The 15,229-nt window shown below is 69.7% G+C and carries 10 protein-coding genes and 1 tRNA gene; 8 read left to right on the top strand and 3 right to left on the bottom strand.

From position 1 onward, the window contains the following. Positions 1–48: 48 nt before the first annotated feature. Genes ACT89H_RS11145 through ACT89H_RS11135 form a run of 3 tightly spaced genes read left to right on the top strand, consistent with a single transcriptional unit; the run spans position 49 to position 2,131 of the window. Positions 49–612, top strand: coding sequence for an FtsB family cell division protein (locus ACT89H_RS11145; protein WP_445108484.1), 564 nt, complete (start codon positions 49–51; stop codon positions 610–612). 38 nt (positions 613–650) lie between these two features. Next, complete coding sequence (locus tag ACT89H_RS11140) at positions 651–1,184, top strand: DUF501 domain-containing protein (RefSeq protein WP_445108483.1); 534 nt, start codon at positions 651–653, stop codon at positions 1,182–1,184. Next, positions 1,184–2,131, top strand: a complete 948-nt coding sequence (locus ACT89H_RS11135; protein WP_445108482.1) for a Ppx/GppA phosphatase family protein — start codon at positions 1,184–1,186, stop codon at positions 2,129–2,131. The genes ACT89H_RS11140 and ACT89H_RS11135 overlap by 1 nt, the downstream gene beginning before the upstream one ends. 33 nt (positions 2,132–2,164) lie before the next feature. Here the strand turns inward: ACT89H_RS11135 and ACT89H_RS11130 are convergent, their stop codons facing one another. Beyond that, positions 2,165–2,689, bottom strand: coding sequence for an SRPBCC family protein (locus tag ACT89H_RS11130; protein WP_445108481.1), 525 nt, complete (start codon positions 2,687–2,689; stop codon positions 2,165–2,167). Between the two features lie 299 nt (positions 2,690–2,988). Here ACT89H_RS11130 and ACT89H_RS11125 point away from each other — a divergent pair, with 299 nt between their 5' ends. The 3 genes from ACT89H_RS11125 (at position 2,989) to ACT89H_RS11115 (ending at position 5,744) form a co-directional block, all read left to right on the top strand. Then, positions 2,989–4,497, top strand: coding sequence for an amino acid permease (locus ACT89H_RS11125; RefSeq protein WP_445108480.1), 1,509 nt, complete (start codon positions 2,989–2,991; stop codon positions 4,495–4,497). 46 nt (positions 4,498–4,543) lie between these two features. Continuing rightward, the gene (locus tag ACT89H_RS11120) at positions 4,544–5,488 is read left to right on the top strand and encodes a ribonuclease Z (RefSeq protein ID WP_445108479.1); all 945 of its coding nucleotides are present in this window, start codon (positions 4,544–4,546) and stop codon (positions 5,486–5,488) included. Positions 5,489–5,670: 182 nt separating this feature from the next. After that, positions 5,671–5,744: transfer RNA gene (locus tag ACT89H_RS11115), tRNA-Leu, on the top strand. A gap of 65 nt (positions 5,745–5,809) precedes the next feature. On the opposite strand, the gene ACT89H_RS11110 is transcribed toward ACT89H_RS11115, so the two are convergent. Then, on the bottom strand, positions 5,810–6,613 hold the full coding sequence (locus ACT89H_RS11110) for an SDR family oxidoreductase (protein ID WP_445108478.1): 804 nt from the start codon (positions 6,611–6,613) through the stop codon (positions 5,810–5,812). Between the two features lie 452 nt (positions 6,614–7,065). Between ACT89H_RS11110 and ACT89H_RS11105 the strand changes: the two genes are divergently transcribed. Together ACT89H_RS11105 and ACT89H_RS11100 are read left to right on the top strand one after the other, a co-directional pair. Then, entirely contained in the window at positions 7,066–8,469 is a 1,404-nt protein-coding gene (locus ACT89H_RS11105; protein WP_445108477.1) for a three-helix bundle dimerization domain-containing protein, read from the top strand. 99 nt (positions 8,470–8,568) lie between these two features. Further along, complete coding sequence (locus ACT89H_RS11100) at positions 8,569–8,874, top strand: hypothetical protein (RefSeq protein ID WP_445108476.1); 306 nt, start codon at positions 8,569–8,571, stop codon at positions 8,872–8,874. A gap of 6 nt (positions 8,875–8,880) precedes the next feature. Here the strand turns inward: ACT89H_RS11100 and ACT89H_RS11095 are convergent, their stop codons facing one another. Continuing rightward, the gene (locus ACT89H_RS11095; RefSeq protein ID WP_445108475.1) at positions 8,881–15,048 is read right to left on the bottom strand and encodes a non-ribosomal peptide synthetase; all 6,168 of its coding nucleotides are present in this window, start codon (positions 15,046–15,048) and stop codon (positions 8,881–8,883) included. Between the last annotated feature and the right edge of the window lie 181 nt (positions 15,049–15,229).

Below are 15,229 nucleotides of genomic sequence, written 5' to 3'. Positions count from 1 at the left end.
ATCACGCAGAACGCCGGGAGTACCGGGGAGTAGAGACCGAGGCGTGAGATGACGGAGCGACGTGCGCGTGGGACCAGTCCGGCCGGACGCGGGGACCACCGCACGTCGCGTGCCGCCGGATCGCGCCCGGCCGACTCCGCTGCCAAGCGCGGTCGGAGGCGATCGGAGCCGGCCCCGAAGCCGAAACCGCGGAAGAACGCCTCGGGTCCCGGCGGCGACCCACACGATCACACGTTCCTCGGGCTCTCCACCGGCAAGGCGGTGATCCTGGCGATGGTGGTGTGCGGGCTCGCGCTGACCCTCGCCGTGCCGATGCGCACGTATTTCACCCAGCGCGCGGAGGCCGCGCAGCTGGCGCAGCAGCGCCAGGAACTGGAGACGGATCTGGCCCGGTTGCGCGATCGTCGGGCGCAGCAACAGGATCCGGCCTATATCCGCAGCGAGGCGCGCGACCGCCTGCGCTTGGTGATGCCCGGCGAGACGCCGTACATCGTGCAGGTGCCCGGCATCGAGGCGCCCGCGCCGCCGCCCGCGCCCACCAGAGCCCGGGAACCCGAGCCCTGGTACACCGATTTGTGGCGCAGCATCTCCGAGCCGCAGCCGACGCCCTAGGCCGCCGCGCCACTACCGCAAGCATCGGAAGGACATAGGTGACCGCACCCACCGACCAGGATCTCGCGATCATCGCCGAGCAGCTGGGCCGTGCGCCGCGCGGCGTGCTCGCCGTCGCCTACCGCACCCCGGACGGGATCCCGGCCGTTGTGAAGACCGCGCCTCGGTTGCCGGACGGCACCCCCTTCCCGACCCTGTACTACCTCACCGATCCCCGGCTCACCGCGGAGGCGAGCAGGCAGGAATCCGCCGGTGTGATGCGGGAGATGACCGAGCGGCTCGCCGCCGACCAGGAGCTGGCCGCCGCCTATCGCGCCGCGCACGAGAGCTATCTGGCCGAACGCGACGAAATCGAATCCCTCGGCACGGATTTCACCGGCGGCGGGATGCCCGAGCGGGTCAAGTGCCTGCACGTACTGATCGCCCACGCGCTGGCCAAGGGGCCGGGCGTGAATCCGCTCGGTGACGAGGCCGTGGCGCTGGCCGCCGAGCACGGCCTGCGCGGCACCGCTATTCCGGCCGACTGGCCCGCGTCCGGGCCGACCGGCCCGCGAGAGACTGGAGCACAGTGATGAGTGACCGGGTAGCCGCCGTGGATTGCGGCACGAACTCCATCCGACTGTTGATCGCCGATGTGCTCGGCGACGGGCGCCTGGCCGATGTGCACCGCGAGATGCGCATCGTCCGCCTCGGTCAAGGCGTCGACGCGACCGGCTCGCTGGCGCCGGAGGCGATCGAACGCACCCGCGCCGCACTGGCCGACTATGTCGCGCTGATGCGCGAGGCGGGGGTCGGCCGGGTGCGGATGGTGGCCACCTCCGCCACCCGGGACGCCGCCAACCGGGAGGATTTCTTCGCCATGGCCCGGGCCGAACTCAGCACCGTGGTCACCGGCGCGGAAGCCGAGGTGATCACCGGTGACGAGGAGGCGCGCCTCTCGTTCGCGGGTGCCATCGGTGAATTGTCCAGCGCGGCAGGTCCTTTCGTCGTGGTCGACCTGGGCGGCGGTTCCACCGAGCTGGTGTTCGGGGACAGTGCCGGGGTGCGGGCCGCGTTCTCCGCCGACATCGGCTGCGTCCGGATCACCGAACGGTGCCTGGCGAGCAACCCGCCCACCGCCGAGGAGATCGCCGCCGCCCGCGCCTTCGCCACCGAGCGGTTGACCGAAGCGTTCACGCACGTCCCCGTGGAAGGGGCGCACACCTGGGTCGGCGTGGCGGGCACGATGACCACGCTGGCCGCGGTCGCGCTCGATCTTCCCGAATACGACTCGCAGCGGGTGCATCTCACCCGCCTGACCTCGGATCAGGTGCACCAGGTCTGCGACCGGCTGATCGCGATGGACCACGATCAGCGCGCCGCGCTGGGGCCGATGCACCCCGGCCGGGTCGACGTGATCGGCGGCGGCGCGGTCATAACCGAAGTGCTCGCCGAGGAATTGTCCCGGCGCGCGGGTATATCGGAACTGGTCGTCAGCGAACACGACATCCTCGACGGCATCGCGCTGTCGATCGCCTGATCCGGCCCGGTAACCGGGCGGGTGCCGGTCCGGTCAGTTCTGCGGGACGTGACCGTTCAGCTTCACCTCGGCGTGCGTCTCGGCTCGGGTGCCGGCTCCGGTCGCGATGTGACCGGCACGGCGTGCCTTGCCGACGGCGATGTCGGCGAGCCGGGAGAGCGATTCCATGTTTCGCGGCACCAGAAGCAGTTCTTGCAGCGCATTGGGCACCAGGGTGCCCAGCCCGCGTTCGGAGTGCTCGTACATTCGGATCTGCGTTTCGCCCGGCCCGGTGTCGACGAGTTCCAGGCGGATCCACGCGGCGCCGAGCGGCGAGAGTTTGGCCTCGAGTTCCAGCATGTGCGGCGGTTCCACCGACACGACCTGGGTGATGTCGTTCACAGTGAACGGCCACACGCCCGCGCTGTAATGCAGCATCGACCCGGGGCCGGGCCAATCGTCGTCGACGTCGCGGATGTGCGTCGCGCCGACCACCCAGGCCGCGAACAGCCATCCGTCGGCCAAGACGTCGAAAACCTGCTCCGCGGTCGTCGGCACGTTGATTTCCACGTGGACCATCAGCTCAACGCTTTCTGGGTATGGGCCTCGGCTGGTTTGCCTGTCGATTGCTGGATGCCCGGTGGGGTTGAGCGGCAAACCACGTGTCGCGAACCATTTCGCCGTCGCCGGTGAACAGAACAAACGAATCCCCCGCGGCGACGCGTCGGATGCGATCTTCAGGGCATGTCGAAGCGAATAGATCGCGGGGCTGATCGTCGCCGCCTTCGCACCGCGGATCAGCTCATCCATGGCCGGCGTGCATTGCGGCGCCGTGTGGGTACAGAACACAAGCGAGCAGTACGGATGAAGGAGAACGCGTGACGAACCCCGGGCCACGAGCCGAGTCGGCGGGTGATGTCTCGTCTCGGTGGGGTGGACTGTTCCGCACCAAGTCCATCGAACAGTCGATCCGCGACACCGACGAACCCGACTCGAAGCTACGCAAGGACCTGACCGCGTGGGACCTCACCGTCTTCGGCGTGGCGGTCGTGGTCGGCGCGGGCATCTTCACCCTCACCGCACGCACGGCGGGCAATGTCGCGGGTCCGTCCGTCTCGCTCGCCTTCGTGTTCGCCGCGATCGCCTGCGGCCTGACCGCGCTGTGCTACGCCGAGTTCTCTTCCACTGTGCCGGTGGCGGGCAGCGCCTACACCTACTCCTACGCCACCTTCGGCGAGATCGTCGCCTGGATCATCGGCTGGGACCTGATCCTGGAATTCGCGCTCGCCGTGGCGGTGGTGGCCAAGGGCTGGTCGCAGTACCTCGGGGAGGTGCTCGGGACCACCTCACCGATCGCGCATTTCGGCCCGCTGACCTTCGACTGGGGCGCGGTGCTGCTGATCACCGTGCTCGGGGTGTTGCTCGCGACCGGCACCAAAGTGTCCTCGCGGGTGTCGGCGGTGGCCGTCGCGATCAAGCTGGCCGTGATCGCGCTGGTACTGGTGGTCGGCCTCACCTACTTCAAGTCCTCGAACCTCTCGCCCTACATTCCGCCATCCCAGCCCGGCGAGCGGGGCGAGGGGCTGCGGCAGTCGCTGTTCTCCTTCCTGACCGGTGCCGGGCACAGCAACTTCGGCTGGTACGGCCTGCTCGCCGCCGCCAGTCTGGTGTTCTTCGCGTTCATCGGCTTCGACGTGGTCGCGACCACCGCGGAGGAGACCCGCAACCCGCAGAAGGCGGTGCCACGCGGCATCCTCGGCTCGCTGCTCATCGTGACGATCCTGTACATCGCGGTGTCGCTCGTGCTCACCGGCATGGTCCCCTACACCGCGCTGTCCGGTGACGGCGCGACGCTGGCCACGGCGTTCGGCATCCACGGAGTGACCTGGGCGAAGAACATCATCTCGATCGGCGCCCTGGCCGGGCTCACCACGGTGGTCATGGTGATGTACCTCGGGCAGACCCGGGTGCTGTTCGCGATGTCGCGCGACGGGCTGATGCCGCGCAAACTCGCGCACACCGGCAAGAACGGCACGCCGGTGCGGGTCACCGCCATCGTCGGCGTGGCGTGCGCGCTGCTGGCCGGGTTCGTGGACTTCGGCACGCTGGAGGAGATGGTCAACATCGGGACGCTGTTCGCGTTCGTGCTGGTGTCGATCGGCGTGCTCATCCTGCGGCGCACGCGCCCGGACCTGCCGCGCGGATTCCGGGTTCCGCTCGTGCCGCTGATTCCCGGCCTGGCGGTGCTGGCGTGCCTGTGGCTGATGCTGAATCTCTCGGTGGAGACCTGGCTGCGATTCCTGGTGTGGATGGTGATCGGGTTCGTCGTCTACTTCGCCTACTCCCGGCGCAACTCCGTGCTCCGGAAGGCTCCTGCCACCGAGTAACGCGGCCCTGTTCGGCTCCGCGGGCGTGGGCGGATAGCCTGACGCCGTGTCGCAGCGTGAGTTGGTTGTGCTCGGGACCGCGAGTCAGGTGCCGACGAAACAGCGAAACCACAACGGGTATCTGCTCCGGTGGGACGACGAGGCGATCCTGTTCGACCCCGGTGAGGGTACGCAACGGCAGATGACCTATGCCGGGGTGACCGTCACCGGACTCACCCGGATCGCCATCACCCATTTCCACGGCGACCACAGCCTCGGACTGGCCGGGGTGGTGCAGCGGATCAACCTCGACCGGGTGCCGCATCCGGTCGACGTCTGTTTCCCGGCGTCCGGCGCGGCGTACTACGAGCGCCTGGTCAACGCTACGTCCTACTATCACCGCGCCGAGTTGCGTCCGCGCCCGGTCGTGGGCCCCGGTCCCGTGGATCTGCCCGAGGCGCCGTTCGCGGTGACAGCGGTGCGGCTGTCCCATCCGGTGGACACCTTCGGCTATCGGCTCAGTGAGCCGTCCGGCCGGCGGATCCTGCCGGACCGGTTGCGCGCCCTGGGGTTGCGCGGCCCGATCATCTCCGAGCTGCAACAGCGCGGCAGTGTCGAATTCGGGGGGCGGACGATCACCTTGGCGGAGATCAGCGAACCGCGGGCCGGTCAGAGCTTCGCCTTCGTGATGGACACCCGGCTGTGCCCCGGCGTCGCGGAGCTCGCCGCCGACGTCGACATGCTCGTCATCGAAGCCACCTTCCTGGATGTCGACGAACATCTGGCCGTCGAATACGGGCATCTCACCGCGGGCCAAGCCGCGCGAGCGGCCGCCGACGCGGGCGTTCGCAGCCTGGTGCTCACCCACTTCTCCCAGCGCTACCGCGACCTCGACGAGCACTTCGCCGAGGCGTCGAAGTACTTCTCCGGCGAGATCCACATCGCCACCGATCTCGCCCGGATCCCGGTGCCGCCCCGCCGACGACACGCCGAGTTCGTCCGCGGGCGCTAACACCAGCCCGCCGCCACCGATCTACTTCTCTGGGACGCCTCCCGACCCCGGGCCGCGAACAACCGCGAACGGCGCCGGTCACCGACCGCGCCATCCGGCACCCGGGTACGGCCGACGCCCCGCCACCCGACGAACTGTCGGAATTCCGGTACAGTCGTACGACTCGGTACGCTGTCCCGGACGCCCCTATAGCCCAATTGGCAGAGGCAGCGGACTTAAAATCCGCCCAGTGTCGGTTCGAGTCCGACTGGGGGCACCCATGAAACCGCAGGTAGCGCTAGCGCATCGAGTGCTCGCCGGGCGATAGGACAATGGCTGTCCTCAGCGCGACAGCCCGTGGATACGGGCGATGATGCGTTCCATGACCGTGCGGGGCAGGAGGCGGCGGAGGGCGAAGAGGGCGGGGGCGTTACTGCCTACGGCGTAGAGGGGTTGGGGGCGGGTGGCTTCGATCGCTTTCACGATGGTGGTGGCGACCTTGTCGGCGGTGATGCCTTTGGCCTGGTATTCGTCGAGTTTCGCCATGAAGGTCGTGAAATCGGCGGTGTGGGGGGAACCTTCGGTGAGGTATTTGGTGCGGCGGTCGCGCAGGCCGGTGTCGATCTGGCCGGGCTCGACGGCGGTGATCCAGACGCCGAAGGGGGATTCCTCGAAGCGGGCGGCGACCGCGAAGCCGCGCAGTGCCGCCTTGGTGGCGACGTAGGAGGAGCGGTAGGGCATCGGGAAGCTGGCGAGCATCGACCCCACCATGACGACGCGCCCGTACCGGCGTTCCCGCATGCCGGGCAGCACCGCCTTGGTCAGGGCGATCGGTCCCAGCACGTTCAGCTGGAACAGGCGCTCGACGGCGTCGGTGGGCAGCTCCGCCAGCGGACCCGCCTGGCTTTCGCCCGCGTTGTTCACCAGCACGTCGACCTGGTCGAGACCGGCGGCGAAAGCCTCGATCGAAGCCGGATCGGTGAGGTCGAGCGCCCGGTACTCGACGCCGGGCGGCACGGTGTCCGAACCGATGGCGCCGGGATCGCGGCTGGTGCCGATCACCCGATACCCCAGGCCGGCCAGCGCGGCGGCTGTAGCCTTCCCGATTCCGGACGACGCACCGGTGACCACAACGACGCGAGACATAACGCTCCTTTTCGAGGCAACGGGCTGACGATATCGGCAACCCGCCGATCTGTGCTACCGGAAAGTAACTTTGGTGCCTTCGGTCCGCCGCGCGGCCGATCGCGTGCGAAGTGCGGCGTCGGTGCGACCGCCCGGTCCGGTGGCGGTGGGAAACGGGAGTACAACACGTGGTGGCGGCTCGGATATTGCCCATTGAATTCTGCATGGCGGGTTCCGGCGCGGACGTGCGGGTCGGCGGGCTTGCGCGTGCGTCGCGCTCGAGCGGCTCGCGGGCCTGTGAGCTGGGCAGAAAGGTGCGCGTGGTGACGTGAGATGTGCACCGGCGCAGTCGAAATCATTCACCGGCGGGAAGTCGGTCCGGATGTCGGCGGCCGAGGGATGGGGCTAGTGTTGGCCGGCGCGGTGCAGGCCGGAGACGCTGCCGCGTTACCCCTGACGCCGAGGAGATTGTGGTGGTTGTCGATACCGTCCGTGAGGAACAGGCGATCCGTCAGATGACGGCGCGGCTGGTCGAAAACTACACCGAGACTTATGCTCCGGAGCAGGTCGAGAGCGCCGTCAGTGCGGCCCGCGAGAAATTCGACGGCCGCCCGGTGCGGCAGTTCGTTCCGATTCTGATCGAGCGATTGGTGCGGCGGGAGTTGGAGGCCTCACCCGAGGCGCAAGTGCAGCCCACTACGGTCCTGATGGACGAGACGCCGCAGGCCGCCGCGACCGCTTCGGGAAAACTGTCGGAGATCCGTGCATTGTTGTCCTCGAAAAAGCGTTTGGCACCGTACGGGGTGGGCGCCGTCGTCCTCCTGACAGTGATCGCTGTAGTCCTCGCCGTGCGGCAACCCGCTGCGGAGGCACCCGTTGCCGCTCCCGCGCCCGCCGCGCCGCTCACGGTCGTCCACGGTGTGGTCGGTTCGGAGAAGATGCCGTTCTTCCAGGACCCGAAAGTGATCGACGCGCTCGCGCGCAACGGTATGCGCGTCGAGGTCGAGCCCGCCGGGTCGCGGCAGATCGCCACGTCCATGGATCTCACGAAATTCGATTTCGCCTTCCCGTCCAGTGAACCGGCCGCCGAGCGAATTCAACGGCAGCGCAACGTGACCGCGAAATACACGCCGTTCTCCTCGCCGATGGCCATCGCGACGTTCACGCCGATCACCGAGTTGCTCACCAAGGCGGGAGCGGTACGCCCCGGCCAGGTGCCGACCCTGGATCTGCGCCGCTACCTCGAGCTGGTCCGCAACGGCACCCGCTGGGACGAACTGCCCGACAACACCGCCTACCCCGTGGGCAAGAACATCCTGATCTCCACCACCGACCCGCGCAGTTCCAACTCCGCCGCCATGTATCTGGCCGCGGCGAGTTACGTCGCGAACAACAACACGATCGTGCAGGGGCCGAACGCCGAGCAGGCCGTCCTCCCCGCGGTGTCGCGGCTGTTCGTGGGCCAGGGTTACACCGAGAACACCACCGAGGGGCCGTTCAACAACTACCTCGCCACGGGGATGGGCCCGACGCCGATGGTCTGGATCTACGAGGCGCAGTACGTCGAGGCGACCGTGCGCGGCCAGATCAAGCCCGAGATGACGCTGCTGTACCCGTCGCCGACGGTGTTGTCCCGGCACACGCTGGTGCCGTTCGGCTCAACGGGTGACCGGCTCGGTCGCCTGCTGTCGACCGACCCGGAGTTGCAGCGGCTGGCCGCCGAGCACGGCTTCCGCACCAACGACGGCGCCCAGTTCGCGAAGGTCGTCGCCGAACGCAATGTCGCGGTGGCCCCGGATCTGCTGGACGTCGTCGCCACCCCGACCTACGACACCCTGGAGCACCTGCTCGACGGAGTCACCAAGTCCTACAACTGAAGCCCGCCTCGCGCCCGAGTTTCGGCCCAGACGATCCGGGCATCCTTTTCGCATCAGGTACCGGAACAACGACCGGGAGCGCAGCGGGAGGAACCATCAGTGACAGCGGACGACGGCCCATGGGAGATCCCCCCGATCGACGACGCCCCGGATATCGCGCGCGACTCCGAGCCGCCGCCGGGAGCCACGATGGCCGACACCAGGAACTGGCCGGGGTACGGGTTGCTGCTGGTCGCCGCGGCGGGTGCGATCGCCGCCGCGGTGCTGGCGGGCTGGGGGTACGGCCGGCTCTCGGTCGTGGCCGCGATCATCGCGGTCGTCTTCCTGCTGATCGGGGTGGGCCTGATCGTGCTGGAGCAGGTGCGGGCGCGGTCGCGCACACACGCCGCGCCGCCGGGGTACTGAGAATCCTCAATCCCGGGGCAGGAAACCGGAAGCGATGAACTCCCGCACGAAGGTGTCCACCACCGCACGGTCCACCGTCGGACAATCCATGCCGGTGGCCGCGAGCGCGGCGCGGGTGTGCTCGTCGACCCATTCGAGGTGACCGTCGAACTCGGCGAAGCCGTGGCTCAGCAGGGCCGCGCGCACCAGCGAATCGTCGCCGAGCGCATCGCGCCGCCGCGCTTCCCTGGCCAGGCCCGCGCGCACCGTGTCCTCCGGCATCGTCGCCACCGGCAACCCGTGCGCGCGCAGGCTGGCGAGGATGTCCGCGACGGCTACCGGGTCCCGGTTGACCAGGTGGTAGACGGTTTCCGAGCGCGGGCCGACGGAGATCTCCACGACCGCGCGCGCCACGTAGCTCACCGGAACCAGGGAGACGGTGGCGTCGCCCACGTCGGGCGCCATGCCGAGCATCGCGGCGGCTCGCACCATGTTCCACAGCGCGTCCTGTGGGCTGTTCACCCCGATGTGCGGGCAACCGCAGATGGTGCTCGGACGGTAGATGGCGATGGGCACGCCACGCTCGCCCGCCTGGCGGACCAGTTCCTCGGCGACCCATTTGGAGGCTCGGTAGCCATTGCCGGGCACCTGCCCCGCGCGGAGGCGGACGTCCTCGGTGACCACCGGCGATTCCGGCGTCGCGGCGACGGCCGCGCCCATGGTGGAGACCAGATGGAACGGCTTGACCCGCCGCGTCGTCGCCAGGCGCAGCAACTCGCGGGTGCCCTCGACATTGGCCGGCCGTAGCCGGGCGTAGGGGTCGACGTGATTGACGCGCGCGCCGTTGTGGTAGATCGCGTCGATGCTGTCGGCCAAGCGGTCGTAATCGGCGGGGTCCAAGCCGAGGCGCGGTGCGGTGAGATCGCCCGCGACCACGACGATCCGCTCCGCGGCGGTGGTCCCGGAGAGCCGGTAGTGGCTCAGCGCACTCACGATTCGGTCGATGCCTTCCTCGGCGTCGGTGGCGCGTACCACGCACCACACCCTCGCCTCGGTGCGATCCAACAGGGCTTGCAGCAGGTGTACGCCGAGAAAACCGGTCGCGCCGGTCAGCAGGATCTCCTGTGGCGGCCCGGTGTGCGCGGGCTCGCATCCCGTGCTGCCGATCTCCGGCTCCAGCACGGCGTCGCGTTCCGGTGTCGCCGCGGTGGGGGCGGATCCGCCGGCCAGCCGCGCGGCGAGGCCGCCGACGGTCGGGGTCGCGAGGATGGCCGACATCGGCACGTCGCGGCCGAGCCGCTGCGACAGCCGCTGGTGCAACGTGAACGCGAGCAGCGAGGAGCCCCCGAGCTCGAAGAAGTCGTCGGCCACCCCGATCGGGGACACCGCGAGCACGTCGGCGAAGACCTCCGCGATCGCGCGCTCGAGCGCAGTGCCGGGACGCGCGCCGGTGCGCGCGGTGAACACCGGCTGGGGCAGCGCGGCGCGGTCGAGCTTGCCGCTGGTGTTCACCGGGAACGCGTCCAGCGCCAGCACCGCCGACGGCACCATGTAGCCGGGCAGCACCCGAGCGACCGACTGACGCACCACGTCCGGGTCGACCGTCGCCCCCGGCGCGGCGACGACGTAGCCGACCAGCCGGTCCCCGGCGTCGGAGCCCTTGACCGCCACCGCGGCCCGGCCCACCGCCGGGTCGGCCAGCAAGGCCGCTTCGATCTCGCCGAGTTCGATGCGATGCCCGCGGACTTTGACCTGGAAGTCCGTACGGCCCAGGTAGTCCAGGGTGCCGCCACGGTTCCAGCGCACCAGGTCACCGGTCCGGTACATCCGCTCGCCCGGGTGCGATGGATCGGCGACGAACCGGGCAGCGGTCGGCGCGGGGGCGCTGTGGTAGCCGCGGGCCAACTGAACGCCACCGAGATAGAGTTCGCCCGCCACGCCCACCGGAACCGGCCGCAAGCGGTCGTCCAGGACGTGGCAGCGCGAATTCCATTCCGGCCCACCGATGGAGACGCTCGCCGCGGTGCGGTCGGCGGCCGAGACGGCGTGCCGGGTGATGCTCACCGCGGCCTCGGTCGGTCCGTACAGGTTGTGCAACTCGGCCTCGGCCACAGTCGCGAAGGCACGCGCGGTCTCCGGGGGCAGCGCTTCCCCGATCACGAAAACGGCTCGCAGCGAAGATAATTCGTTCGTTGTTGCCTGTTGGGCGAATACGGTGAGCATCGCGGGAACGAAATCGGTGAGCGTCACCCGGTGCTCGGCGATCAGCCGGCACAGCGCCGCCGGGTCACGATGCTCCTCCGGTCCGGCCAGAACCAGCCGCGCGCCCGCGCGCAGCGGCAGGAAGTAGCCCCACAAGGACACGTCGAAGGTCGCGGGAGTCTTGTGCAGATAGACGTCGGTGGCGTCGACTCGGTATTCCGCCTGCATCCAGGCGAGTTGGTGCACGATCGCGCGATGACTGACCGCCACGCCCTTGGGGCGGCCGGTCGACCCGGAGGTGTAGATGAGATAGGCGGGGTGATCGGCGTGCCACGGTGCCCGGCGTTCGGTGTCGAGCACCGGTTCCGCGTCGAAGCGGTCGAGGTCCAGGCTGTCGACGTCGTAAGCCTCGGCGGCCGTGAAACCGTCCGCCGCGGTGGTCAGCACGCACCGGGGCGCCGCCGATTCGAGCACGTACCGGATGCGCTCGGCCGGGTGGCTCGGGTCGATCGGCACCCAGGCCGCGCCCGCCGCCACGATCGCGTGCAGGGCGACGACCTGCTGGATCGACCGCCGCATCGCCACCGCGACGACGGTCTCCGCACCTACGCCCCGGTCGATCAGCCAGCGAGCCAGCCGCGCGGACCGCTCGAGCAGCCGCGCGTAGGTGAGCGTCTCGGACCCGCAGACCACTGCGATCGCGTCCGGCGTCGCCGCGGCCCGCCGCGCCGTCGCGGCGATGAGCGGCTCGGCCTGCACGTCATGCTCGGCTCCGGCGCCCCAAGACCGGATGCGCTTGTGCTCGACCGGGTCGATGATGTCGACGTCGCCGACCACGGTGTCGGGCTCGGCGGCGACCCGGAGCAGGATGCGGATGTAGCCGTCGAGGAAGCGCTGCACCGTGTGCTCGTCGAACAGGTCGGTGCTGTAACCGAATCGGATGATGATCTCGCCCGGTTCGCCGTCGTCGTCACGGGTGTCGACCACGCCGATGTGCAGGTCGGTTTTCGCCGTGTCGGCGTCCACGTCCAGGAACGACACGCTCGGTCCGGACAGGTCGAGGGTGGCCTGCGTGAAGTTCTGGAACGCGAAGCCGACCTGGTAGAGCGGGTGGCGTCCGGGCGAGCGGGTCGGATCGACCGCGTCGACCACGTGCTCGAACGGCACCTCGGAGTGCGCGAAGTTGACCAGATCCCGTTCCCTGGTGCGCCGCAGTAGAGTGCTGAAACTCTCCGCGGGCTCGATCCTGGTCCGGGAGACGGTGGTGTTGACGAACATGCCGACGACATCCGCGAGCGCGGGCTCGGCCCGGTTGGTCATCGGCACACCGATCGCGATGTCGGAGCTTCCGGACAGGCGGGCCAGCAGCACGGCGAGCGCCGAGCGCATCACCATGAACAGCGTCGACCGGTGGGTGCGCGCTACCGTGAGCAGGTCGCGGTGCAAGCTCGCGGGCACCGACCGCTGCGTGGCCGATCCGCGCAGCGTGGCCACCGGCGGGCGCGGCCGATCAGCGGGCAGATCGAGCTCGTCGGGCAGGCCGGCCAGCTCGCCGGTCCAGTACGCCAGTTGCCGCGACAGCGGTGAATCGGGATCGTCGCGGGAACCGAGCAGATCCTGCTGCCACAGGGCGTAGTCGGCGTACTGCACCTCCGGTGGCCGCCAGGCCGGGGCGGTGCCCGCGCTGCGGGCGGCGTAGGCCACAGCCACATCGCGGGCCAGCGGCGCCAGTGACGACCCATCGGCGCAGATATGGTGCAGGGCGCAGACCAAGACGTACTCGGTGGGCGTGCGCAGCAGCCGGAGGCGCAGCGGCACCTCGGCCGACACGTCGAACCCGTGTCGCAGGATCGCGCGGACCCGGTCGGGTACCGCGTCGTCGCACACTTCCTCCACCGCGAAATCGTCGACCACGTGCTCGGTGTCGAGGATCAGCTGCCGCGGTCCGGTCGCGTCGGCGGGGTAGCTCGTGCGCAGCGACTCGTGCCGTTCGACGGTGTCGGCGAACGCCGCGCGCAAGGCGGGGATGTCCAGTTCCGACAGCCGCAGCGCGAAGCCGATATTGTCCACCGACGACGTCGTGTCGAACTGGTTGCGCAGCCAGAACCGCAGCTGGGCGGGCGATAGCGGGATGCGCTGCGGCCGGGTCCGTGCGCGCAGCACCGGGCGTGCGCTGTCGAATTGCTGCGAGCGGATCGCTGTGGCCAAGGTGGCGACCGTCGGATGGTCGAATACCAGCCGGGGCGGGATGCGCAGCCGCCAGGTCTCGCTCAGGCGCGCGGCGGCCTGGGTCGCCAGCAGCGAATTGCCGCCGGCGGCGAAGAAATCGGCGTCGGCGCTGAACCGCTCCCGTCCCAGCACGCGTGCGAAGACCTCGGCGACCGTCTCCTCGCCCAGGTCGACGGCGGGACGATAGTCCGGCTCGTCGAGGGCGCGCAGGCGCAGCGCGGGCCGATCGGCCTTGCCCGTCGGGGTGCGCGGGATCCGATCCACGACCGTGATCGTGTTGGGCACCATGTATTTCGGCAGCAGCGCGGCCAGCGCGTCGGCCAGAGTGGCGGGGTCGGGGGCATGGCCCGGTTCGGGCTGGACGAAGGCGGCCAGCGTGGTCTCGCCCGCGGCGGTCTTGCGATCGACGGTCACGGCCAGCCGGACGCCGGGCTGCGTCGACAGGATGGCGTCGATCTCGCCGAGTTCGATCCGAAAACCCCTGATCTTGACCTGGTCGTCGGCCCGGCCGAAATAGTCCAGATCGCCGGTGGTGGTGCGCCGGACGAGGTCGCCGGTGCGGTACATCCGCGAGCCGGGCGGACCGAACGGATCGGCGAGGAACCGCTGCCCGGTCAAGCCGGAGCGGCCGTGGTACCCCCTGGCCACTCCGGGCCCGGACAGATAGAGCTCACCGACCACGCCGACGCCGACCGGGCGCAGACGGTGATCGAGTACCTGGCAGCGCACGCCGGGCACGGCCGAACCGATGGTGACCGGTGCGTCCGGCGACAGCGCCGGGCTGATCGTCGCCACGATGGTGGATTCGGTGGGGCCATACAGATTGTGGAACAGGCGACCGCCGGTTGCCCAGTGCCGCGGCGACATCGGCGGGCAGGGCTCGCCGCCGACCAGGACCGAGCGCAGGGCAGGCAGTCCGGTCGGCTCGATCGTGGCCAGCGCGGAGGGAGTGAGAAAGGCGTGGGTGATCGCCTGGCGCGCCAGCAGTTGCGCCAAGGCGGCGCCGCCGTACAGGGTCGGCGGGGCGATCACCAGCGTGGCGGCGGAGCAGATCGCGAGCAGCAACTCCAACACCGAGGCGTCGAAGCTCGGCGACGCGAAGTGCAGCACCCGCGCGTCTTTGTCCAGCGCGTGCCGCGCGGCCAGTTCGGTGCACAACTGGGCGAGCCCGGTGTGCGTCACGGCGACACCTTTCGGGCGTCCGGTCGATCCCGACGTGTAGATCACGTAGGCCACGTGGGCGGCGCGAAGGCGAACGGGCCGTTCGAAATACGCGATCGAGCTCGCCGGGTTCGCCGCCACCTGCGCGATCAGTTCGGCATCGTCCAGCGCGAGCCAGCGCACCTCGGCCGGTAGTGTCGCCGCGTGGGCGCTGCAGGTCAGGCCGAGCGCGGCCCCGCTGTCGGTGACTTGAAAGTCGATGCGGGACAGAGGTAGCCCGGGATCGACAGGTACGAATGCGGCACCGGTCTTCGCGATGGCCCACACCGCGAGTACGGAATCGAGCGAACGCGGCAGCGCCACCGCCACCGCCGTTTCGGGCCCAGCGCCCGCGGCGATCAGCGTGCGGGCCAGCCGGGAGGAGCGGGCATCGAGGTCGCGGTAGGTGATCTGCCTGTCATCGCAGACCACCGCGACGCCATCGGGATTGTGCTCCGCGGCGGCGGCCAGCAGAGCGGCGAATGTCGGTGTGGCCGACTCGGCGGAAACACGGCGGCGGCCGCTCCGCGCGGGTGGACGAGTATCCCGGATACCGCTGGTCATGTGATCGTCCCGTTCCGCGTAACAGTAAGCGGGCCAGATGCTACAGCGCGTCGCGGGATTCCTCACCGATGGGGAGGGGATACCCGGCTGTGCGCCGCTTCGGTCAACCGGTGGCGTTCGCCGCGATGCCGTCCGGCACGCACCCTGGTCCGAAGGCGAAACGCTGGTCCGCGTCCGTGCC

Source organism: Nocardia aegles, assembly GCF_052545135.1.
The sequence above is the reverse complement of the archived record's forward strand: the minus strand, read 5'-3'. Positions and strand labels throughout refer to the sequence as shown.